Below are 22,614 nucleotides of genomic sequence, written 5' to 3' on the forward strand. Positions count from 1 at the left end.
ACCTGCGAGGGCTCAGGGCTTCGGCGGCACCGGCGCGCTGGCGGCGAACGCGGGGCGCATCGAGAAACGCGCCAGCCAGGTCGCGAGAAGCGGGGCCTGCGCGCGCCAGGGGCGGTCGGGAAGGCGGAAGTCGATCCACTCCAGCGCGCTGGCGACGGCGAGGTCGGCGAGCGTCACGCCTTCGCCCTCGAAGAAGGCCGGCGGCACGCCCTCCGTCGCGCGCGCCGCTAGGTGGCGCTCGAGCTCGCCGATGGCGCCCTCGACCTTCAGCCACTGCCAGTCCATCCACGCCGTGCTGCGTTGTTCCGGCGTGCGCCCGGGCCACACGCCCTCGAGGCGCGTGAGCACGGCGGCATCCAGCAAGCCGTCCGCGAGGGCTTCGATGCGCTTCACCCGCATCCGCGCATCGAAGGTCTCGGGAATGAGCCGCGGGCCGGGCCGGGCATCCAGCCACTCGCAGATCAGCGGCGAATCGAACCAGGCCTCGCCGTCATTGGTGACGAGGCAGGGCACCTTGCGCAGCGGGTTCAGCGCGGCGACCGGGCTGGCGGGATCGAGCACGTCGACTTCGACGAGTTCGAGGGCCAAGCCCTTCTCGGCGGCGAGGGCGCGCACCTTGCGCGCGAAGGGCGAGGGCAGGGAGCAGAAGAGCTTCATGGTCGCCTCCGATTCGCGGTGGAAATCAGCCCTGCTCGCGCGCCACCGCGCGCCAGCCGATGTCGCTGCGGTGAAGCTCGTTCGCCCACGAAATCTTGGCGACGGCTGCGTAGGCCTTGCGCTGCGCCTCGCGGATGTCGGCGCCCTTGGCGCACACACAGAGCACGCGACCACCGCTCGTCTTTACCGTGCCGGCGTCGAGAATGGCGCCGGCATGGAACACCTTCGCGAACGCGGGCACGGCATCGAGGCCGTGGATCACATCGCCGGTGATGGGCGTTTCGGGATAGGGCTTCGCGGCCATGACCACGCCGAGGGCGGGTTCGGGCGACCACTGGGCTTCCACGGTGTCGAGCTTGCCGTCGATGGCCGCTTCGACGAGACCGACGAGATCGGAGTCGAGGCGCAGCATCACCGGCTGCGTTTCCGGGTCGCCGAAGCGCACGTTGAACTCGATGACCTTGGGGTTCCCCGCGGTATCGATCATCAGGCCGGCGTAGAGGAAGCCGGTGAACGGGATGCCATCGCTGGCCATGCCGCGCACGGTGGGTTCAACCACTTCGCGCATCACGCGCGCATGCACCTCGGGCGTGACGACCGGGGCGGGCGAATACGCGCCCATGCCGCCGGTGTTCGGGCCGGTGTCGCCGTCGCCCACGCGCTTGTGGTCCTGCGACGTCGCCATTGGCAGCGCGTTCACGCCGTCGACCATCGAGATGAAGCTGGCTTCCTCGCCGTCGAGGAAATCCTCGATGACGACGCGCGAACCGGCGCTGCCGAAGGCGTTGCCGGCCAGCATGTCGCGGACGGCGTCTTCAGCCTCTGCGACGCTCATCGCGACGATGACGCCCTTGCCGGCAGCAAGGCCGTCGGCCTTGACCACGATGCGGGTGTCGCCCAGTTGCGTGGTGCGCGCGCGGATGTACGCAATCGCAGCGTCGACCTCGGTGAACACTTCATAGCCGGCAGTGGGGATGCCATGGCGCTTCAGGAAATCCTTCGCGAAGGCCTTGCTGCCTTCGAGCTGCGCGGCCTTGGCCGTGGGCCCGAAGATGCGCAGGCCCGCGGTGCGGAAGCGATCCACCACGCCGGCGACGAGCGGGGCCTCGGGGCCGACGACGGTGAGCGCCACGCCCTCGCGCTGCACGAGCGCCAGCAGGCCGTCGAGATCGGTGGCCTTCGTATCGACGTTGCGGCACTTCGGCTCGGTCGCCGTGCCGGAGTTTCCGGGCGCGACGAGTACTTCGCTGACGCGCGCACTCTGCGCGAGCTTCCAAGCCAGCGCGTGCTCGCGGCCGCCGTTGCCGATGACGAGGATTTTCATGGGGAGCTGCCTTCGCGAAGATTCAAAAGTTGCATGGACACGAGTTTCTGGCCGCCCGCAACGCGTTGCTGTCCGATCTCGCGGAAGCCGAGTCGATCATGGAAGGCCTTCGATCCGGGATTCGGCGGGTCGATGTTGTACTCGCACACGAGGGCGTCGATGCCCCGCTCGCGCGCGTGATCGGCCAGGTGCTGGTAGAGCTGCTTTCCGAGGCCTTGGCCCGCGGCGCGGGCGTCGACCACGATGCGGTCGATGTAGACGAAGCGCGGAAGCTGCGCGGCAAACCAACGGAAATTGTCGTTGTCGTAGGCCGCCGTCTCGTTCATCGCCAACAGGAAGGCCACGGCCTCGCCGTCGTGCTCGACGACCCAGTGCGCGCAGGCGAGGGCCTCGAGTTCGGCGAGCCGCGCTGCGTCCATCGCGCTGGTCTGCGCCACCTCCGCCGCATTCAGCGCGACGATGCGCGCGTGGTCGGCGGTGGTGGCAGTCCGGATCGGCATCGGCCGGCGGTCAGTGACGGAAGTGGCGGGTGCCGGTGAAAACCATGGCCATGCCGTGCTCGTCGGCGGCGGCGATCACCTCGGCGTCGCGCATCGAGCCGCCCGGCTGGATCACCGCGCGGATGCCGGCCTTGCCTGCGGCATCAATGCCGTCACGGAACGGGAAGAACGCATCGCTGGCCATCACCGCGCCGGGCACGACGAGGCCGGCTTCTTCGGCCTTCAGTGCAGCGATTTTCGCGCTCACAACGCGGCTCATCTGGCCCGCGCCAATGCCTACCGTCTGCGCGTCTTTCGCGTAGACGATGGCGTTCGACTTCACGTACATCGCCACCTGCCACGCGAACACGAGGTCGGCCATCTCCTCGGCGCTCGGCTGGCGCTTCGTGACGATGCGGCCATCACCGGCGGCCCAGGGCGTGACGTCGGCGTCCTGCACCAGCAGGCCACCGGCGATGCGCTTGTAGTCCAGAGCCTTGGCCGGCACATCGAGCGCGCCGCAGGACAGCACGCGCACGTTCGGCTTCTTGGCGAACACGGCCACGGCTTCGTCGCTGACGACCGGCGCGATCACCACTTCGACGAACTGGCGCTTGAGGATCTCTTCGGCCGTGCCCGCATCGAGCGGGCGGTTGAAGGCGATGATGCCGCCGAAGGCCGAGGTCGGGTCGGTGGCGTAGGCGCGGTCGTAGGCGGCGAAGATGTCCTGCGCCACGGCCACGCCGCAGGGGTTGGCGTGCTTCACGATCACACAGGCCGGCTGGTGGAACTGCTTCACGCATTCCAGCGCGGCGTCGGCATCGGCGAGGTTGTTGTAGCTGAGTTCCTTGCCCTGCAGGAAGCGCGCGGTGGCGACGATGCCCATCGGCGCGCCGCGCTCGACGTACAGCGCGCCGCGCTGGTGCGGGTTCTCGCCGTAGCGCAGCTTGCTCGTCAGGTCGAGCTGCAGGTTCAGCGTGCTCGGCCACTCGGCGGCCTGGGCCTCGTCCTCGACGCGCGCGGAGAGCCACATGCTCACCTTGCCGTCGTAGCGTGCGGTGTGCGCATAACCCTTGGCGGCGTAGCCGCGGCGCTGCGCGGCGGTGGTGCCGCCGGCGGCGAGCGCTTCGAGGAAGCCCTCGTAGTCGGCCGGGTCGGTGAGCACGGCGACGCGGGCGTGGTTCTTCGCCGCCGCACGCAGCATGGCGGGGCCGCCGATGTCGATGTTCTCGACGGCGTCCTCGTACGAGCAATCCGGCTGCGCGACCGTCGCTTCGAACGGGTAGAGGTTCACCACCAGCAGATCAATCGCTTCGATGCCGTGCTGGGCCATCACCGCGTCATCGGTGCCGGCGCGGCCGAGCAGGCCACCATGCACCTTGGGGTGCAGGGTCTTGACGCGACCGTCCATGATTTCCGGGAAGCCGGTCACCGACGAGACGTCGGTGACGTCGAGGCCCGCCTCGCGCAGCGCCTTGGCCGTGCCGCCCGTCGAGAGCAGAACGACGCCCTTCGCGGCGAGGGCTTGCGCCAGCGGCAACAGGCCGGTCTTGTCGGAAACGGACAGCAGGGCCCGGCGGACGGGCTGGCGGTGGTCGGTCATGCGTCTCCCTCGGCCCATCACGGGCGGAAAGACGCGAATTATACGGGCGCGGGTCCCGTCAGGATCAGCGCAGCAGCCCGACGGCTTCGAGCTTCTTGCGCAGCGTCGCGCGGTTGATGCCCAGCACGGCCGCGGCGCGGCTCTGGTTGCCCTCGCAGTGCTTCATCACTTCGGTCAGCAGGCCGGTTTCCATTTCGGACAGCATCAGCGCGTAGAGCGAATCCGCCTCGCAGTCGCCACGGTCGCTGAGATAGCGGCGCGTGGCACGGGCCACGGCCTCGCGCAATGCGGGCACGGCCGGAGCGGCTTCGGCACGGGAATGGAGAGCGTTCACGGAGACCCCAGGATCGAACCCGTCGACCGTCCAGTGGACGACGGGGGGGGGGAGTCTGCCCCAATTCCGGACGCCGCGCGACCTCGATTTTGGTGTCAGTGGAAATCGAACTCGAAGGCCACGGCGCGGTTGCCCGGATCGAGGATTTCCAAGGCCACCGTGGCCGATTGGCCGGGGGCCAGGCCCTCCCGGGACGGGCTGCCGCCGAGGTATTCCACCGGCCGGAAACGCCGCAGGCCGATGCGTTGGCCGTCGAGGTCGGTAAGGGCCAGTTCCAGCAGCGGCCAGCCCTGCGTCCAGGCCGCGTCGTTGCGGAAGCTGGCCGTCACCAGCAGGGCCTGGCGGTTGGTCGGGTGGGGTTGGATCTCGCGGCTGAGCACGACGAAGGCTCGCGGCTCGTGCCAAGCCGGCAGGGTGCAGCCCAGCGAGGCGCAGGCCTGTTCCATCCACGGGCGCCACGTGGGGCTGGCGGCGAAGCGTTCGCGGTCGGCCAGCACGATCTGCACGAGCAGTAGGAGGCCCGCGCCAACCAGCAGGGCGCCGACGCGCCACCGTCCCGCCCGCGAGAGTGGGGCGATTTTCGGCGGTGGGCGGACGAAGCTGGGCAGCGGGCGCGGCATGGCGGCGGAGTGTAAAGGCTTCAGTCCGGCCGACGGCGCCCGGTGATGCGCACCCAGTCTTCGCGCTGCGTCACCACCAGGTCGTCGAACCAGGCCGAATAGCGTTCGACCAGCGCCTCGTCCTGGCCTTTCAGGATGCCCGAGAGCGCGATCACGCCGCCCGGCGCCACGCGCGAGGCGAGCACGTCGGCCAGCGCGTCGAGGGCGACGGCAAGGATGTTGGCCACGACGACGGGGTACGTCGCCTTTGGCTCCTCCGGCGGCAGATGGACGTTCATCCGCTCCGCCACGCTGTTGCGCAGCGCGTTGTCGGTGGTGGCGAGGATGGCCTGCGGGTCGTTGTCGACGCCGACGGCGCGCTCCGCGCCCAGCTTCAGCGCGGCGAGCGCCAGGATGCCGCTGCCGCAGCCGAAATCGAGCACGGTCTTGCCAGCGAGATGGAGGCCATCGAGCCACTCGAGGCAGAGCGCCGTGGTGGCGTGCGTGCCCGAGCCGAAGGCGAGGCCGGGATCGAGGCGCACCACGGCGGCGTTCGCGGCCTGCGCAGCCCCGGGCAGTTCGTGATCCCACGGCACGATCCACGTGCGCGTGCCGAAGGCCATCGGCTGGAACTGGTCCATCCACGCCCGCACCCAATCCTGGTCGTCGACCACGCGGAACGAGGCGGAGGCGAGATCGGCGCGCGGGTCGATCGATTCCAGCGCGGCCAGCAGCGGTTCGCGCGGCACGCTTTCATCGAACAGCGCCACCACGAGGCAATCCGCCCACAGCGGCGTCTCGCCCACGCCGGGCTCGAGGATGGCCTGCTCGTTCGTGGTGTCGGCCTGCGGATCGAGCAGGGTGACGCTCATCGCGCCGAGGTCGGTAAGGGCGCGCTCGAGCCAGGGCTCGTCTTTGGCTCGGCAGCGCAGGGAGAGTTCGAGGTGGGGCATGGGGGCATTGTAGGATGCCTGCATGTCCCAGCACTCCCAGGCCAAGCGCGCGGCCCGAAAGAAGCGCGAAAAGAAGGCCGCGAACGCGGCGGCCTCTCGCCGCACCGGCACGCCCTTCGTCGCGCATGCGCAACTCGTCGATGACGCCGACGCCCTCGTGGCCGCGGGCGGGCTCTACGGCGACGAGTGGGTGATGGTGGTGGCGGGGCGCGCCCTGGACGGCATCGACAGCCCGGGCCTGCTGATCGCCATGCTCAAGCACACGGCGTCGCGCTGCGAATCGGAAGGCCGCGGCACCACGCTGCGGATGTCGCCGGTGCTGGAGAAGGCCGCTGCCGAGGAAGCCGCCGAGGGCGGGCACACGCTCGAGGAATGGCTGGCGATGCTGGAGGCCGAGCGCGCCGAGCATGCCGAGAAGAAGCGCGCCGCCGCGGTGGCCGCCGGGCCCGACCCGAACCTGCACTGAGGGTGGCAGCCGGCGCGTGGTGCCGGCTCAGCCTTCCACGCGATTGCGGCCGTTGGCCTTGGCGCGGTACAGCGCTTCGTCGGCCTGAAGCAGAAGCCGGTGATGGGTGTCGGCGCCGGCCGCTTCGGCCACGCCGAAGCTGGCGGTGATGCCCAGCGTCGGGTCGATGTCGCTGAAGTCGATGGCCATCACGCCTTGGCGCAGGCGCTCGCCGGTGGCCAGCGCGGCCTCGAGGGTGGTTTCCGGCAACAGCAGGGCGAATTCCTCGCCGCCCCAGCGCGCCACCACGTCGAACCCGCGCGAGTCGGCCTTCAGGCGGGCGGCCACGCGCTTCAGCACGACGTCGCCGACCGCGTGGCTGAAGCGGTCGTTGACCTGCTTGAAGTGGTCGAGGTCGACGATGGCGATGCTCAGCGGGGCGTCGTTGCGCTTGGCGCGGGCGAACTCGCGCGAAAGTGCTTCGTCGAAGGCGCGGCGGTTGCTGATGCCGGTGAGCGCATCCTCGCGCGCCTGGCGTGCGAACTCCTCGGCCTGGTGGCGCAGGCGGGCTTTCTGCTGCTCGATCTCCAGCGTGCGTTCGTCGACCAGCTGCGCGAGGTGGCGCTCGTTGGCGGCGAGGCGGTGCAGGCGCCAGCGCAGCAGCAGGCCAGCGCCCAGCACGGCGGCGATCGCAAAGCTCCAGACCACCAGCGTGCGCTGCCACCACAAGGGCGGCACCTCGATCACGACGCGGGCGCGGCTCTGGCCCCAGGCGCCACGCGGGTGGGCGGCTTCCACCAGGAACGCGTAACGGCCGGGCGGAAGCCGCGTGTATTCGACGAAGGTTTCGCTGCCGCGCTCCACCCAGTCGCTGTCGAACCCGTCGAGGCGATGGCGGTAGCGCAGGCGCTCGGGCAGCACGAAACCAAGGCCGGCATAGCGCAGTTCCAGCCGGCGTGCGCCGGCAGGCAGCACCACTTCGGCCTGGGAGGAAAGCGGTAGCGCACGGCCGTCGGCGATCACCGATTCGATCACCACGGGCGGCGCATGGCGGGTGTGGCGCTGCAGGTCGGCAGGATCGACGTGGGTGGCGCCGACCGAGGTCGCGAACCATCGACGGCCGCCGCGGTCGAGCGCGACCACCGGCTGCGAACCGCCGTTGCACTGCGCGCTGGCCATGCCGTCGGCTTCGGTGAAGCGCTCGACGTCGAGCGGCAGGGCCTTGCCATCGGCCACCGCATTCACGCGACCCATGTCGATGCGAAGGATGCCGCGATTGCCGCTGGCCCAGAGCTGGTCCTGCGGATCGAGCAGCAGGCCGAACACCTTCTCGTAGGGCAGGCCCGCGGCGAGGCCGACCGCACCGGTGGGCCGGCCGTCGGCGTCGAAGCGAAGCAGGCCGCGGTCGGAGGCGATCCACATCGCGCCACGCTGCCGGTCTTCGAGGAAGCCGAAGGCGTACTCCGCGTCCTCATTCGCCCGGAGGTCGATGGGCCGCAGCCGTGCGTTCTCGACGATGACGGCGCCGAAGCCCGTGCCCACCCAGAGCCGGCCCCGGGCGTCGCGATGCAGGGCGATGACGAAGTTCGTCGGCAGGCCCTGCGCTTCGGTCCACTGCTGCATGGCGCCGTCGGACCAGCGCGCGAGGCCGCGGGAGGTGCCCAGCCACAGGGCGTCGCCATCGGCGACCAGGGCGCGCACTTCGTTCGCGGGCAGGCCATTCGCGGTATCGAGCCGGGAGACGACACGTTCGCCATCCCACAGCATCGCGCCGTCGTCGTAGGTGCCCACCCACACGCGGCCCCCGCCGGCATCGGCGAGGCTGAGCACCGACGCGTCGGCGAGCGTCGTGCCGGCACCCAGCCGCGTCACCGTGCCGTCGGCGCGGCTGCTCGCCAGCCCTTGGGCGGTGCCGATGAGCACGCTGCCGTCGTCGCGCGCGAGCACGCTGCGCACGTAGTCGTCGGGCAGGCCGTGTTGGCGCACGATGCTGGAGAACGGCGCATCGGTGAATCGGTACAGGCCGCTGTTCGTGCCGACCCAGAGGTTGTCTTCGCGGTCGACGAACAGCGAAACGATGCGCGAGCTCGGCCGGTCCGGCCCCACGCCCAGGCGTTCGAGGCCGTTCGCGGTCCAGCGCATCAGGCCGTCGGTGAGCGTGCCGATCCACAGCCCGCCGGCACCGTCCGGCAGCAGGCGCGAGATGCTCACGGTGTCGAGCGCGGGGTCGAGGGCCTTGAACACCAGCGATTCCGCGGCGCCGTCGGCGACGTAGACACCGCGGGCGCTGCCGGCGACCAGCCGGGTGCCATCGTTGGCCAGCGCGGTGATCGGCCCGTCGGGCAGGCCGCTCACGTCCGCGCGTCGCAAGCCATCGCCGTCGACGCGGCGGAGGCCGCCTGCGTGGGCCGACCAGTGCCGCCCCCGCGCATCGACGGCGATATCGAAACTGCTGCCGACCGGATCGTCGGCCGGCGGCTCCAGCACCTGCGCGGCGCCGGCGGCGGGCAGATGCACCACGCCCGCGGTCTCCGTGCCCACCCACAGGCCGCCGTCGGGCCCGCCGTGGATCATGGTGACCATGACGGGCGCGGAAGGCAGGGGCTCCCAGCCGCCCTCGCCGTCCTGCCGGACCAGGCTGCCGCGGGCGCCGCCTGCCACGAGGCGTCCGCGGGCATCGACGTGCAAGGCGCGAAGCGCGCCATCCTGAAGCACCGGGATCTGGCGGCGGTCGAACTGGGTGAACGACTGGCCGTTGTAGCGGACCAGGCCTTCCCAGGTGGCGAACCACAGATAGCCTTCGGGCGTCTGTGCGATGGCGTTGATGGAGTTGTGCGGCAGGCCGTCGCGGGTGGTCCAGTGGTCGCGGTAGAGGTCCTGCAGCGCCCGATCCGCCGCCTGAGACGGCGCCGCGGCGAACAGGGCGGCGGCGAGCAGCAGCGTGCGGCTCCACCGTTCCCTCGCGGATCGCCTCGGCTGCGCCGTCATGGCCTTCCCTGCGTGCTATCCCCAATAAGCCAGCCTAGCACCGCGCCGGGACTCAGCGCGTCCAGTCGCCCGGTATCGGCGCGCCTTCACCATCGCCGTCCGCGGCGTCCGGCAGGCCTTCGCGCTTCAGCAGTTGCGCGAGGTCGGCGCGGGCGCGTTCGGCCAGGCTGATGAGAGTCTGGTCGTCGTCCCGGACCTTGGCGGCTTCATGCAGCATTTGCAGGTCGTGACGCACGAAGGCCTGCTGCGCCCGGTGCGCGTCGTGCGGGTGCTCGCCGAGCGCCACCAGGGCGCGTTCGCCGACGGCTGCGGCGGCGCGGAAGGTCTCGCGCTCGAACGCCACGCCCAGCTCGGCCAACTCGAAGGCTTCGGTGCGGCCGCGTGCCCGGGCGATCAGCTTCAGGTGCGGGAAGCGTTCGCGAACCAGCGCCGCCGTCTCGTGCACGCGCTCGGGGTCGTCGAAGGCCAGCACCAGCAGTTTCGCCTCCTCGATCCCCGCGGCCTCCAGCACGTCGCGGCGCGCGGCGTCGCCGTAGTAGGTGCGGAAGCCGAAGCGGCGCATCAGCTCGACCTGCTCGGGGTCGTGGTCGATGAGGGTGACGCCGTAGCCGCGGCCGATCAGCAGGCGCGAGACGACCTGGCCGAAGCGGCCCACGCCGGCGACGATCACTTCATTGCGCTCGTCGATGGCGTCGGCCTCGCGGGCCTCGGCGCGGTTCATCCGCGGCATCACGAAGCGCGAGACGGCGAGGAAGAGCAGCGGTGTGCTGAGGATGCTGGCGGCGACGATCGCGTTCATCGTGGCCGCGACGTCGGCAGGCAGGCTGCCGTTGGCGCGCGCCGCGGCGAGCACCACGAAGGCGAATTCACCTACTTGCGAAAGGACGACGGAGAACACGAGGCCGTCCTGGCCGCAGAGGCGGAACGCCCGCGCCGCGGCGAACAGCACGGCGAGCTTGGCCGCGACCAAGGCGACGGTGCCGCCGACCACGAGCAGTGGTTGCTCGACGAACAGCGACAGCTGCACGCCCATGCCGACGGCGATGAAGAACAGGCCCAGCAACAGGCCCTTGAAGGGCTCGATGACGATGTTGAGTTCGTGGCGGTATTCGCTTTCCGCGAGCAGCACGCCGGCGAGGAAGGTGCCAAGCGCGGCGGAGGCGCCGACGCCTTCAGCCGCGAGCGCCGCGCCGATCACCAGCAGCAGGGCGAAGGCGACGAACACCTCGCGCAGGCCGGTGTTGGCGATGAAGCGCAGCAGCGGACGCATGGCGAAGCGCGCCAGCACCACCATGCCGACGACGAGGCCGGCAGCGGCCAGCGGCGAGAACGGGCCATGGCCGCCCCCGTCGGCGTGGGCCGCACCGGGCGGCGCCAGCCAGGCCACCAGCAGCAGGATGGGAATGACGAGGATGTCCTGGAACAGCAGCACGGACAGCGCGCTGCGCCCGCCCGCCGTCGGCAGCAGGCCGCGTTCACCCATCAATGCGAGGCCGAGGCTGGTGGAACTGAGCGACGCGGCGATGCCGACGATCAGCGCCACCGGCCATGGCGTGCCCAGCGCCCACAGCGCGCCACCGACGAGGCCGATGGTGCCGAACACCTGCAGGCTGCCCATGCCGAAGATCGGCACACGCAGCTGCCAGAGTTTGCGCGGGTTCAATTCCAGGCCGACGAGGAAGAGCAGCAGGACGACGCCGAGCTCGGAGAACTTGAGCACCGTCTCTGGATCGTCGATGAGGCGCAGCACCGAGGGGCCGATCAGCACGCCGGCGATCAGGTAGCCCAGCACGGCGCCGAGGCCGAGGCGCTTGAACAGTGGCACGGCGATGACGGCGGCCGCGAGGTAGATCAGGGCGTCGTGCAGCATGGGGTGGCCCTCAGCGGCTGTCGTGTTCGGGGTGGGCGTCGCCACGCGTGAATGCCGCGAGTCGCGCCCGGTAGTCGGCGGCGAATTCGGGCAGCCGCGCATTGATGCGTTCGCTCGCGCCATAGGCCGCGTGCCCGAGCCAGCGCATGCCGCAGTAGCGGGCGCTGGCTTCGATGGGCCGGAACAGCTCGGCCAGCGTGAACTGCGCCGCGTGGCGGCCGTAGCCGGCGGGGTCGCCGCCGCTGGTCGCCGCGACGAACAGCCCCTTGCCCCTCAGCGCATGGCCGTCCTGCCCATAGGCCCAGCCCGACTGCAGCACCTCGTCGAACCAGTGCTTCAGCAGCGCGGGCATCGCGTACCACTGGATCGGGAACTGCAGCACGACGGTGTCGTGCGCCAGCGGTCGCTGCTGCTCGGCGGCGACGTCGATATCGCCGTCCGGATACGCGTGGTAGAGGTCGTGCACCGCGACGCCGTCGAGGTCGCGGAGGCCCTCCCGCAGTGCCGCGTTGATGCGGCTGGCGGAAAGGCGGGGATGGGCGAGGAGGACGAGGGTTCGCGAGGGCGTCGGGCTCATGCGCCCAGTCTAGCCATCGCTGCCGTCAGCCGATGGCCTTCACCCGCAGCTTGCGGCCCTTGATGCCCTGCTCGCGCAGCTTGGCCAGCGCCTTTTCGGCCTGTGCCCGCGCCACCGCGACGTAGCAGCGCGTCGGGTACAGGCTGATCTTGCCCACCGCCTCGGCGGGCAGGCCGGCGGCGCCGGTCAGTGCGCCCATCACGTCGCCGGGGCGCAGTTTGTCCTGCCGGCCGGCGTCGATTTGCAGCGTGCGGAACGCGGCGGGCAGCGGCTTCGGACGCTGCTGCGAGAGGCGCAGGCCACGTTCCTGGAACGGTGCGCCACGCGCGGCTTCGATGCTGCGCCGCCAGTGGCCTTCCGAGGGCGTGACGATGCTGATGGCGAGGCCCGTCTCACCGGCACGGCCGGTGCGGCCGATGCGGTGCACGTGCTGGTCGGCGTCCGAGGCGATCTCGGCGCTGAGCACCATCGGCAGGCCGGCGATATCGATGCCGCGCGCGGCCACGTCGGTGGCGACGAGCACGCGCAGGCTGCCGTTGGCGAAGCGGGCCAGCACTTCCTCGCGCTCGCGCTGTTCGAGGTCGCCGTGCAGGGCATCGGCGGCGAAGCCCTCGCGCTGCAGCGCTTCGGTGAGCGCGGCGGTTTCCTTGCGCGTGTTGCAGAACACCAGCGTGGCCTCGGGGGCCTTGTCGGCCAGCACCTGCATCACGGCCCAGTGGCGCTGGCCGCCTTCGACCACATGCACCCACTCGTCGATCTTCGGCGCGTCGTCGAGCGCGGCGGCGATCTCGACAGGGTCGCGCAGCAAGGTCGCGGCGATGGCGCGGATGTCCTTGCTGAAGGTGGCGGAGAACAGCAGCGTCTGCGCCGTCTTCGGCAGGCGCTTGGCCAGCGTGCGGATGTCCTCGACGAAGCCCATGTCGAGCATGCGGTCGGCTTCGTCGAGCACGAACGTCGCCACCTGTTCGAGCGACAAGGCGTTCTCGGCGATCAGTTCGAGGATGCGGCCCGGCGTGCCGACGACGACGTCCGGCGCGACCTCGAGCGAAGCCAGCTGCGGGCGAAGCGGGATGCCGCCGCAGAGCGTCACGATCTTCAGGTTGGGCAGGAAGCGCGCCGCGGCGCGCAGGTCCTTGGCCACCTGGTCGGCGAGCTCGCGCGTGGGGCAGAGCACCAGCGCCTGCGTGCGCAGCGCGGCCGGTTCGACCTTCGCCAGTAAGGGCAGTCCGAACGCGAGGGTCTTGCCGCTGCCGGTGCGCGCCTGCGCGAGCAGGTCGCGGCCCTGCAGTGCGGGGCCGATGGCCTGCTGCTGGATCGGCGTGGGCTCGGTGAAGCCGAGCGACTCGCAGGCGCGGGCAAGGGGCTCGGGCAGGCCGAGCGAGGCGAAGGGCGTCGTCATGCCGGCATTGTGGCACCACCGCCCTGAACCCGTGGCGGCGGCCCGGGCGTCGGGGCCTCAGCTGCCGGACTTGATCTCGGCGAGGCGCTTCGCGTTCTCGGCGCGCAAGGCGCGGCGTTGCTCGCCCTTGCGGAAGCGGCGCTGCTCGTCTTCGGTCTGCGGTTCGAGTGGCGGCACCGGCTTGGGCCGGCCGTCGTCGCCCATCGCCACCATGGTGAAGAAGCAGCTGTTCACGTGCCGCACCGAGCGCTCGCGGATGTTCTCCGCCACGACCTTGACGCCGACCTCCATCGAGCTGGTGCCGGTGTAGTTCACCCGCGCCATGAAGTGCACGAGTTCGCCGACGTGGATCGCTTCGCGGAAAGTCACCTGGTCGACCGACAGCGTCACGCAGTAGCGCCCCGCGTAGCGCGACGCGCAGGCATAGGCCACTTCGTCGAGCAGCTTGAGCAGCGCGCCGCCGTGCACCTTGCCGCTGAAGTTCGCCTTGTCGGGCGTCATCAGCACGGTCATCGTGAAGTCGGCGGCGGCGGGTTCGATCATGGTCATGGCGGCGGGCTTCAGCCGAGGCCGAAGCTCTTTTCCTTGCGCTCGGCCAGCCGCTTCTCGAGGTAGTGGATGTTGGTGCCGCCTTGCTGGAAGCCGATGTCGGCCATGATCCGCTGCTGCAGCGGGATGTTCGTCTTGATGCCGTCGACGATCATCTCGGCGAGCGCCACGCGCATGCGGGCGATGGCCTGCGCGCGGGTGGCGCCGTGCACGATCAGCTTGCCGATCATCGAATCGTAGTTCGGCGGGACCTTGTAGCCCTCGTAGATGTGCGAATCGACGCGCACGCCGGGGCCGCCGGCGGCATGGAAATGCTTGATCAGGCCGGGGCAGGGCGCGAAGGTTTCCGGGTCTTCCGCATTGATGCGGCATTCGATCGAATGCCCGCGCAGCACGATGTCTTCCTGCTTGATCGAGAGCTTCTCGCCGCCGGCGATCAGCAGCTGCTCGCGCACCAGGTCGATGCCGGTGACGAGCTCGGTCACCGGATGCTCCACCTGGATGCGGGTGTTCATCTCGATGAAGTAGAAGCGGCCGTTCTCGTAAAGGAACTCGAAGGTGCCGGCGCCGCGGTAGCCGATGCGGATGCAGGCGTCGGTGCAGACGCGGCCGATCTCGGCGCGTTGCTCCTCGGTGATGCCGGGGGCCGGCGCCTCCTCGACGACCTTCTGGTGGCGGCGCTGCATCGAGCAGTCGCGCTCACCGAGGTGGATGGCATTGCCCTGGCCGTCGGCCAGCACCTGGATCTCGACGTGGCGCGGGTTCTCGAGGAACTTCTCCATGTACACCATGCCGTTGCCGAAGGCCGCCTTGGCCTCGGCCTGCGTGGTAGCGATGGAGGCGATGAGCGCGCCTTCCTCGCGGACGACGCGCATGCCGCGGCCGCCGCCGCCGCCCGCGGCCTTGATGATCACCGGATAGCCGATCTCGCGGCCGATGCGCAGGCATTCCTCTTCGTCCTCGGGCAGCGGGCCGCCGGAGCCGGGCACGCAGGGCACGCCGGCGTCCTTCATCGCGCGGATGGCTTCGACCTTGTCGCCCATCATGCGGATGACGTCGGCCGTGGGGCCGATGAAGACGAAGCCCGAGCCCTCGACGCGTTCGGCGAAGGTGGCGTTCTCGGAGAGGAAGCCGTAGCCCGGGTGGATGCCGTCGGCGTCGGTCACTTCGGCCGCGGCGATGATCGCCGGGATGTTGAGGTAGCTCTCGGCCGAGGGCGCCGGGCCGATGCAGACGGACTCGTCGGCCATGGCCACGTGCTTGAGGTTGCGGTCGACGGTGCTGTGCACGGCCACGGTCTGGATGCCCAGCGCGTGGCAGGCGCGCATCACGCGGAGCGCGATTTCGCCGCGGTTGGCGATGACGACTTTCTTGAGCATGGCGCCGGCCTCAGCCGATCACGAACATGGGTTCATCGAACTCGATCGGCTGGCCGCTCTTCACGAGGATGGCGCGCACCGTGCCGCTGACGTCGGCCTCGATCGGGTTGAACATCTTCATGGCCTCGATGATGCCGAGCGTGTCGCCGGCCTTCACCGTCTGCCCGACCTTCACGAAGGCCGGCGCGTCCGGGTTCGGGCTGGCGTAGAAGGTGCCGACCATCGGCGAGCGGATGGTGTGGCCATCGGGCACGTCCTTGCCCGGCTTGCCGTGCGATTCGCTGGCGTGCTCGGCGGCCGGCGCCTTGCCCGCGGCCGGCGCGGCGTGCGCGACCGGGGCGGGGGCCGGGGCATGCTCGATGGGCGCGGCCTGCACGTAGGTGGGCATCGGCGCGGCGCGACTGGCGCGCGACAGGCGGACGGATTCCTCGCCTTCCTTGATCTCGATTTCGGTGAGGTTGGACTTCTCGAGCAGGTCGATCAGTGCCTTGATTTTGCGGAGGTCCATGGACGGTCTCGCGTGCGGTGAAAGTGGAAAGGGAGAGGGCGCTCAGCGGCCGCCGGCTTCGTGCCGGGGCGCATCGAGCCGGGCGATCGCCGCCTCGAGGGCCAGCAGGTAGCTCTGCGCCCCGAAACCGCAGACCACGCCGACGGCGAGGTCGGACAGGTAGCTGTGGTGGCGGAAGGGCTCGCGAGCGTGGGGGTTGCTGAGGTGCACCTCGATGAAGGGCGTGCGCACCGCTGCGAAGGCGTCGCGCAGGGCCACCGAGGTATGGGTGTAGGCCGCCGGATTGATGAGCACGATGGCGGTGCCGTCGGCCCGGGTGGCCTGCACCCGATCGACGAGCGCATGCTCGGCATTGCTCTGGAAGGCGGTGAGCGCGTGGCCCGCGGCCGCGGCCCGGTCGGCCAGACGGGCGTCGATGTCGACCAGCGTGTCATGGCCATAGACCTCCGGCTCGCGGGTGCCGAGCAGGTTGAGGTTGGGGCCGTGCAGGACGAGGATCGAGGCCATGACGCGGGAGCGGGCCGGGGAGGGCAAGGTGCACAGCCTGCCCGCCCTAGAGCCGCCTGTCTAGGCTTTAGGGGTGAGATCCCCGGAGATCGCAGCCGTTTGAATTTGGTTATGTGCCGCGGCGCTGGCGCCGGGCGGGGCTTCCGTTCGCGCCCGTTTCCGATGGTGCTGGGCGCCAGTCCGCTAACTTGCCCCCGCCGAGCACCCCCGTCCCGAGCCCCCCGGTCGAGAGCCCCCCATCGAATGGGGTTTCCCCCAATGAAGAAGTGCCTCGTCCTCGCGGCCGCCTACCGGCTCGACCGCCCGCACGGGCAATGCGCTGATCGACGCCGCCAACGGTCGCTGATCCGCCGCGACGCAGCTGCCGAAGCCCCGCTTTAGCGGGGCTTCGCTTTTCTTGACGGTCGAGACTCAGCGCGGAGCGTCGGCCTTCGCGGCCTCCACCCAGCCGCCGATGTCGTCCGCGTCCGGGAAGGGGCTCAAGTGCTGCGCCACCAGCCGGCCCTGCGGGTCGATCAGTACGGTGTAGGGCAGCAGGCCACGGGCATTGCCCAGGCGCACCGAGCTGTCGCGGATCGAGTTCGGCTCCGCGAAGATCGGAAAGCCCACCGGCACGCGATCGAGGAAAGCGCGCGCGTCGGCGGCGTCTTCCAGGGCGATGCCGATCACCTGCACGCCGTCCGCGCCCTGCGCGCGGTGGTAGGCGTCGAGCACCGGCATCTCCTTGACGCAGGGCGGGCACCAGCTGGCCCAGAAGTTGATCAGCCGCCAGCGGCCCTCGCCTGGCAGCGGCTGGTTCACGCCGTCGAGCGTGGTGCCCAGCAGCGGTTCCGCCGACTCACCCAGCGCGACGACCTTCAGGCCTTCCGGCGCGGGTGGCGTGCGCGCGTCGTCGAACTCGCCGCGCAGCCAGATGCCGAGCGCGGCGCTGGCCACGGCGAACATGCCGATCAACGCCCACTGCTGCCAAGGCTTCATGCGCGGCGCCTCACTTCGCGGCGGCTTTCGCCAACGCCGTCTCGACGATGCCGGTGGTGAGCAGGTTGGGCAGGATCTCGGGCTCGCCGCCGCCGACCGGGTACACCGCATAGAACGGCACGCCCACCGCACCGTACTGCTGCAAGTAGCCGGTGATGGCGGGATCGACGTCGGTCCAGTCGCCCTTCATGTACACGGCGTTGGCGCCGTCGCGCGCGGCGGCGAAAGCGTCGGTGGACAGCACCGCGCGCTCGTTGGCCTTGCAGCTCACGCACCAGTCGGCGGTCATGTTGACGAAGACCACGCGCCCTTCGGCGCGCAGCGCGGCCAGTGCATCGGCCGAGTAGGGGACGCTGCCGTCCGCTGCGGGCTGCGAGGGCGCGCTTGTGGCGGCATCGGCGCCTGCGGCTTCCCGTGCCGAGGGCAACTGCTGCACCGGCCACAACGCGGCCACGCCGAGCACCGCGATGCCGACGGCGAAGGCCCGCATCGTGGCGCTCTTGAAGCGCGCCTGCTCCCAGGCCCACAGGCCGAGGGCGAGCAGCACCGCGCCACCCAGCACCCAGCCCACGGCATCGGCGCCGCGCTGCTTGGCCAGCACCCACACCAGCCAGACGGCGGTGAGGTACATCGGGAAGGCCAGCATCTGCTTGAGCGTGTCCATCCAGGCGCCCGGCTTCGGCAGGCGCTGCGCGAGACCCGGCACGAAGCCGATGGCGAGGAAGGGCAGGGCCAAGCCCAGCCCAAGCGCGACGAATACGCCGATGGCGACGATGGGCGAGGCCGCAAAGGCGTAGGCCAGCGCGGCGCCCATGAAGGGCGCGGTGCAGGGCGCGGCGACCACGACGGCCAGCACGCCAGTGAAGAAATCGCCCGCCGGGCCGGACTTCTGCGTGAGCGCGCCGCCGACATTGGCCAGCCCGCCGCCGAGGTTGAACACGCCGGAGAGCGACAGGCCCACCGAGAACATCAGCAGGGCGAGGCCGCCGACGACCGCCGGCTGCTGCAGTTGGAAGCCCCAGCCCAGCGCCAGGCCGGCTTCGCGCAGTGCGAGCGCGAGTCCTCCGAGTGCCGCGAAGCTGAGCACCACGCCCGCCGTGTACCAGAGCGCGTGCGAGCGGGCCTTGGCGACGCTTTCGCCGCTGCCTGCCAGGCCCAGCGCCTTGAGCGAGAGGATCGGCAGCACGCAGGGCATCAGGTTGAGGATCAGGCCGCCGAGCAGGGCGAGGCCGAGGGCCGCGAACAGGCCGATGCCGTCCGCAGCGCGGTTCGCCCCGCTGCTGGTCGTGTCGGACGACGCTCCGTCCGCGGCCGTCGCGTCGGCGTTGGCCGGCGCATCGGCGAGATCGATCGCCAGCTCGCGCTTCAGCGGCGGGTAGCAGACGCCGTTCTCCTGGCAGCCCATGAAGCCGACCGTCAGGCGCAGCGTGTCGGCCCCGCTTTGCGTGCGGACGACCTCGAGCGGCACGAGCACTTCGTCGTAGTAGACGGCCTGCTCGCCGAAGTACTCGTCGCTGTGCGTGCGCGCCGCCGGCCACTCGCCCGGGCGCACCACGGCCCCGCGCTCGCTCTGCGCCGCGAAGGTGGTTTTGTCGCGATAGAGGTAGTAGCCCGGCGCGATGGTGAAGCGCACGACGATCCGGTCCGGGCCGTCGGTGACGGCCTCGAGCCGGTAGGCCTCGGTGTCGGGCAGGGGCAGGCCGGCGCTACCGGTCGCCGTCAATCCGGCATCCCCGCCCGACGTGCTGGTCGAGAGCAGGCCGCTGCTGCGACCGCTGGAAAGCAGGCCGGTGACGGGGGCTAGGGCCGCTGACGCTTCGCCTGCGGGCGCCGGCGGCAGCGCGACCGTGATCTCGCGCGCCTGCGGCGGGTAGCAGATGCCGAGGTCCGCGCAGCCCTGGTACTTCACGCGCAGGCGAAGCGTCGTCGCCGAGGCGTCGGCGCTGCCGGGCAGGGTCGCTTCGAGCGCATCGCGATAGGTTTCGACTTCGCCGAAGAACTCGTCGGTGTGCTTGTCGCCGGCTGGCAGGACCAGCGGGGCGGCGGTGAAGCCGCCGTCGAGCACCTCCACGCTGGTGCGGTGCCGGTAAAGGTAGTAGCCCTCGGCGATGGCGAAACGGACCGCCACGGTGTCGCGCGCCGGTGCGGCCGCGCTGAGCGCGAAAGCCTCGTCGACGGGGAGCAGGTCGTCCTGGTCGATGGCCTGGGCAGCCGTGCCGCCGAGCAGCAAAGAGGCCAGCGCGGCGTTGCGCAGAAGGCGGATCGTCGGGGCGAAGAAGCGTGACATCGGGTAGGGGTCGGTTCCGGGCGCGGTCGGGCATTATCGCCGCGCCGCGTCGGCCGGGCGTGGACAGGGTGCGTCCGCTCACCGGTTCGTAACCCGGCGGTCACCGGTTTCAGGCCATCGTTACGGCCCCATCCCCTCGTTCAGGAGCCCACCCCATGTTCAAGAAACTCGCCGCCGAAGCCCTCGGCATCAGCGACATCGGCGTCATCGTCCCCGCCGCGGAGTTCGACAAGGTCGACGCCGACGACTACCTCTTCCACGAGGACGGCGAGCGCATCTTCTTCCTGATCAAGTCGAAGAAGGACGAGTACTGCTTCACCAACCAGGCGCTGATCCACGTCGACGGCGAGTCGGCCGTGTCGACCAAGCGCACGGTGAAGCGCTACGAGTACGCCAGCAACCGCATCGGTTACTGCGCCATCGAGACGGCCGGCAACATGGACATGGACGTCGAGCTGAAGTTCTCGATCGGCGAGGCGCACTTCAGCATCGACGTCAAGAAGAGCTTCATCGAGCAGGTGAAGGACATCTACAAGGCGCTGATCGCCATCGGCCGCCAGCAGTCGCGCGACGCCATCTCGCGCGACAACGCCGTGCGCACGCTCGATGCGATGGGCGGCATGCTGAAGCTCGGCAACCTGCAGGGCGAAGCGGCCGTCGTGTCGCACTTCAACGCGGTGCTCGACAACCTCAACTCGGCGATGCTCGACCGCCACACGACGCGCGACTACTCGCGCATCTTCGAGAAGTTCATCCACAACAACGCCGCGCCGCCGCCGGTGCCCTGAGGCCGGTCACTGCCGGGGCGTCGTCCGACGCCCCGGCATTTGGCGACGGTCAGTCCGCGCGCTTCGGTGCTTCGATCGTGTCGCGGACGAAGCGGTCGAACAGGCGCACGCCGTAGGCGGAGGCGCCGAGCGGCACGGTCGGGAGCGGCGCATCGTCGCGCCACGCCATCGAGGCCATGTCGATGTGGGCCCAGCGCACGGCCGGGTCCACCCAGGCGCCGATGAAGTGCGCGCCGAGGCCCGCGCCCGCGCGGCCACCGCTGCCGACGTTGCGCAGGTCGGCGATCGGCGATTCGAGGTCCTTCGCGTAGCTGGGGTGCAGCGGCAGGCGCCACAGCTCCTCGCCGCTCGTGGCGCCAGCAGCCACGAGGTCGGCCACCAGCGCGTCGTCGCGCGAGAACAGGCCGCCGTACTCGTCGCCCACCGCCGTCACCTGCGAACCGGTCAACGTGGCGATGTCGATCAACATCGCCGGCTTGTCCTGGCGCTGCACGTAGGCGATGGCGTCCACCAGCACGAGGCGGCCTTCGGCGTCGGTGTTGAGGTTCTCGAAGGTCAGGCCGCCCAGCGTGCGCACCACGTCGCCGGGGCGCGCCGCTTCGCCATCGGGCATGTTCTCGGCGAGCGCCGCCACCGCGATGGCATTCACGCGGGCGCCGCGCTTCGCCAGCGCCAGCACCGTGCCGGTAGCGGCCGCTGCGCCGGCCATGTCGTGCTTCATCCGCCACATGTTGTCGGACGGCTTGATGGAGATGCCGCCGCTGTCGAAGGTGATGCCCTTGCCGACGAAGGCCACCGGCGCGGCGTCGCCCGCGCCCCGGTAGCGCACCAGCAACAGCTTCGGCGGCTGCGCGCTGCCGCCGCCCACCGAGAGCATCGCGCCCATGCCGATTTCGCGCATCCGCGCTTCATCCACCACCTCGATGCTGACGCCGCGAACGCCCTTGAAGGCTTCGCGCGTGCGCTCGACGAAGGTTTCCGGATAGATGACGTTGCCGGGTTCGGTCTTGAGGTCGCGGGCGAAGCGCACACCCTCGGCCACGTGGGCCCAGTCGCTGCGCCAGGCCGCGCTCGCCGCGGCGGCATCGGCGACGCGGACGGTGAGGGTGCCTTGGCCGAGCACCGGCGCGCCCGGCTTCGGCGTCTTGTACTGGCGGAAGGTGTACTGGCCCAGCGAGGCGCCGAGGGCGAGATGGGCGCCGGCGGTTGGCATGCCCGCCTCGGGCCAGAGCAGGGTGAGGTCGGCGGCGGCGCTGAGCACGCCCGCCTGTCCGACGAGGCCGCCGACATCCTCCAGCAAGCGCGGCGTGACCGGGTCGCTGCCGGTGCCGACGAGCAGCACCTGGTCGTAGGGCCCGACGCCGGGCAGGTTCAGCACCGTGCCGCGGTCGCCGAGGAAACCGGCCGTGCGCACGGCGCGACGCAGGGCGCCATTGCTGCGCTGGTCGAGTGCCGCGAAGGCGCCTTCATCCGGCACGCCCTGGCGGACGGCGACCGCGACGGCGCCGGTTTCCGGCAGGGCGTAGTCGGCGATGGCCAACGCGCGCTGGGCGTCGGCGGGCGACACGAAGAGGACGGACAGGGCCAGGAACGGGACCACGCGATGTCGCATCGATGCACCTCGGTAAGGAAGAAGACGGGACGGTCGAAACCGTTCCGCATCCTGCCTTCGCCCCTGCGCTGCGAGGTCGTGGCGGGGTGAATCGGCAGGTCAGCGCGAATCGATGCCGACCAGCGCGACGAGGGCCTTCAGCGTCGCTTTCGCGAGGCGCTCACGGTCGAGGTCGGGCTGCATGGCAAGGCGGACGGTGAGGCCTTCGAACAGCGCGTTCAGCAGTTCGACGAGTGCTGGCGCGGGCACGGCCGGCTTCGCCAGGCCGCGCTTCCGCAGCGCCTCGATGCTGGCCAGCAGGGCGTCGCGGGCCAGGGCGTCCTCGCGGCGCAGGGAGGCCATCAGCGTGTCGTTGCGGCAGGCCTCGGCCATCACTTCCATCTGCAGGCGCAGCAGGGCCGGATCCAGCGCTTCGCCGAGCAGGGCGTCGACGATGCCGGCGAGGTCGCGCTTCGGATGGTCGCTGGTGGCGAGCGCTTCGAAGAGAGCCACGGAGTTCGCCCGGCTCAGCTCGGCGAAGGCCAGCACCAGCGCGTCCTTGTTGGCGAAGTAGCGGTACAGCAGGCCCATGCTCAGGCCGGCGGCCTTGGCGATCTCGGCCATGCTGGCCTGGTGGAAGCCTTTTTCCGCGAAGCACTGCCCGGCGGCGCGGAGGATCTGACGGCGGCGCTGTTCCTGCAGTTCGGGGTTGGCGGTGCGCATGGCGACGATTCGATGAACGACCGCTCAAGTTTAGCTTGACGGCGGCCCCGGGCATTAATAAGGTGAGCGCTCATTC

At 70.5% G+C, this 22,614-nt stretch carries 21 protein-coding genes; 2 read left to right on the top strand and 19 right to left on the bottom strand.

What is annotated here, in order from left to right:
• Positions 1-12: 12 nt before the first annotated feature.
• From O9280_RS15995 to prmA, 7 genes are all read right to left on the bottom strand, one after another.
• A complete protein-coding gene (locus O9280_RS15995) occupies positions 13-657 on the bottom strand; it encodes a glutathione S-transferase N-terminal domain-containing protein (protein WP_298345046.1) in 645 nt (214 codons plus the stop codon).
• 25 nt (positions 658-682) lie between these two features.
• Entirely contained in the window at positions 683-1,981 is a 1,299-nt protein-coding gene (purD, locus tag O9280_RS16000) for a phosphoribosylamine--glycine ligase (RefSeq protein ID WP_298345049.1), read from the bottom strand.
• Positions 1,978-2,481 carry a GNAT family N-acetyltransferase gene (locus tag O9280_RS16005; protein ID WP_298345052.1) on the bottom strand — a complete coding sequence of 168 codons (504 nt, stop codon included), beginning with the start codon at positions 2,479-2,481 and terminating at the stop codon, positions 1,978-1,980. Before O9280_RS16005 ends, purD begins: the two co-directional genes overlap by 4 nt.
• 10 nt (positions 2,482-2,491) lie before the next feature.
• Positions 2,492-4,063, bottom strand: a complete 1,572-nt coding sequence (gene purH, locus O9280_RS16010; protein ID WP_298345055.1) for a bifunctional phosphoribosylaminoimidazolecarboxamide formyltransferase/IMP cyclohydrolase — start codon at positions 4,061-4,063, stop codon at positions 2,492-2,494.
• A 64-nt stretch (positions 4,064-4,127) separates the two neighbouring features.
• On the bottom strand, positions 4,128-4,397 hold the full coding sequence (locus O9280_RS16015; RefSeq protein WP_298345060.1) for a helix-turn-helix domain-containing protein: 270 nt from the start codon (positions 4,395-4,397) through the stop codon (positions 4,128-4,130).
• 95 nt (positions 4,398-4,492) lie between these two features.
• Positions 4,493-5,017 carry a DUF3426 domain-containing protein gene (locus O9280_RS16020; protein WP_298345063.1) on the bottom strand — a complete coding sequence of 175 codons (525 nt, stop codon included), beginning with the start codon at positions 5,015-5,017 and terminating at the stop codon, positions 4,493-4,495.
• 20 nt (positions 5,018-5,037) lie between these two features.
• Positions 5,038-5,949 carry a 50S ribosomal protein L11 methyltransferase gene (gene prmA / locus O9280_RS16025; protein ID WP_298345066.1) on the bottom strand — a complete coding sequence of 304 codons (912 nt, stop codon included), beginning with the start codon at positions 5,947-5,949 and terminating at the stop codon, positions 5,038-5,040.
• A gap of 22 nt (positions 5,950-5,971) precedes the next feature.
• Between prmA and O9280_RS16030 the strand changes: the two genes are divergently transcribed.
• A complete protein-coding gene (locus tag O9280_RS16030) occupies positions 5,972-6,415 on the top strand; it encodes a hypothetical protein (protein ID WP_298345069.1) in 444 nt (147 codons plus the stop codon).
• A 27-nt stretch (positions 6,416-6,442) separates the two neighbouring features.
• Here O9280_RS16030 and O9280_RS16035 read toward each other — a convergent pair whose 3' ends face one another.
• From O9280_RS16035 to O9280_RS16080, 10 genes are all read right to left on the bottom strand, one after another.
• Positions 6,443-9,382: a ligand-binding sensor domain-containing diguanylate cyclase gene (locus tag O9280_RS16035; RefSeq protein WP_298345072.1), complete on the bottom strand. Its 2,940-nt coding sequence runs from the start codon at positions 9,380-9,382 to the stop codon at positions 6,443-6,445.
• Between the two features lie 52 nt (positions 9,383-9,434).
• Positions 9,435-11,252 carry a monovalent cation:proton antiporter-2 (CPA2) family protein gene (locus O9280_RS16040; RefSeq protein ID WP_298345075.1) on the bottom strand — a complete coding sequence of 606 codons (1,818 nt, stop codon included), beginning with the start codon at positions 11,250-11,252 and terminating at the stop codon, positions 9,435-9,437.
• A gap of 10 nt (positions 11,253-11,262) precedes the next feature.
• Positions 11,263-11,829, bottom strand: coding sequence for an NAD(P)H-dependent oxidoreductase (locus O9280_RS16045; protein WP_298345078.1), 567 nt, complete (start codon positions 11,827-11,829; stop codon positions 11,263-11,265).
• A 25-nt stretch (positions 11,830-11,854) separates the two neighbouring features.
• Positions 11,855-13,228 carry an ATP-dependent RNA helicase DbpA gene (gene dbpA, locus O9280_RS16050; protein ID WP_298345081.1) on the bottom strand — a complete coding sequence of 458 codons (1,374 nt, stop codon included), beginning with the start codon at positions 13,226-13,228 and terminating at the stop codon, positions 11,855-11,857.
• Between the two features lie 57 nt (positions 13,229-13,285).
• Positions 13,286-13,768 carry an acyl-CoA thioesterase gene (locus tag O9280_RS16055; RefSeq protein ID WP_298345138.1) on the bottom strand — a complete coding sequence of 161 codons (483 nt, stop codon included), beginning with the start codon at positions 13,766-13,768 and terminating at the stop codon, positions 13,286-13,288.
• A 20-nt stretch (positions 13,769-13,788) separates the two neighbouring features.
• Positions 13,789-15,156 (bottom strand): acetyl-CoA carboxylase biotin carboxylase subunit, encoded by a 1,368-nt coding sequence (accC, locus tag O9280_RS16060; protein ID WP_298345084.1) that lies wholly within the window; start codon positions 15,154-15,156, stop codon positions 13,789-13,791.
• Positions 15,157-15,166: 10 nt separating this feature from the next.
• Complete coding sequence (gene accB / locus O9280_RS16065; protein WP_298345087.1) at positions 15,167-15,664, bottom strand: acetyl-CoA carboxylase biotin carboxyl carrier protein; 498 nt, start codon at positions 15,662-15,664, stop codon at positions 15,167-15,169.
• A gap of 42 nt (positions 15,665-15,706) precedes the next feature.
• A complete protein-coding gene (gene aroQ / locus O9280_RS16070) occupies positions 15,707-16,171 on the bottom strand; it encodes a type II 3-dehydroquinate dehydratase (RefSeq protein ID WP_298345089.1) in 465 nt (154 codons plus the stop codon).
• Between the two features lie 411 nt (positions 16,172-16,582).
• Positions 16,583-17,149: a TlpA disulfide reductase family protein gene (locus tag O9280_RS16075; protein WP_298345092.1), complete on the bottom strand. Its 567-nt coding sequence runs from the start codon at positions 17,147-17,149 to the stop codon at positions 16,583-16,585.
• A gap of 10 nt (positions 17,150-17,159) precedes the next feature.
• The gene (locus O9280_RS16080) at positions 17,160-19,436 is read right to left on the bottom strand and encodes a protein-disulfide reductase DsbD (protein WP_298345095.1); all 2,277 of its coding nucleotides are present in this window, start codon (positions 19,434-19,436) and stop codon (positions 17,160-17,162) included.
• A 155-nt stretch (positions 19,437-19,591) separates the two neighbouring features.
• On the opposite strand from O9280_RS16080, the gene O9280_RS16085 reads away from it, so the two are divergent.
• A complete protein-coding gene (locus tag O9280_RS16085) occupies positions 19,592-20,224 on the top strand; it encodes a PH domain-containing protein (protein ID WP_298345098.1) in 633 nt (210 codons plus the stop codon).
• 49 nt (positions 20,225-20,273) lie between these two features.
• Here the strand turns inward: O9280_RS16085 and O9280_RS16090 are convergent, their stop codons facing one another.
• A complete protein-coding gene (locus O9280_RS16090; RefSeq protein ID WP_298345101.1) occupies positions 20,274-21,836 on the bottom strand; it encodes a leucyl aminopeptidase in 1,563 nt (520 codons plus the stop codon).
• A gap of 99 nt (positions 21,837-21,935) precedes the next feature.
• Positions 21,936-22,538, bottom strand: a complete 603-nt coding sequence (locus O9280_RS16095) for a TetR/AcrR family transcriptional regulator (RefSeq protein ID WP_298345104.1) — start codon at positions 22,536-22,538, stop codon at positions 21,936-21,938.
• Positions 22,539-22,614 lie beyond the last annotated feature (76 nt).

Source organism: Silanimonas sp., assembly GCF_027531545.1.
Taxonomy (GTDB): domain Bacteria; phylum Pseudomonadota; class Gammaproteobacteria; order Xanthomonadales; family Xanthomonadaceae; genus Silanimonas.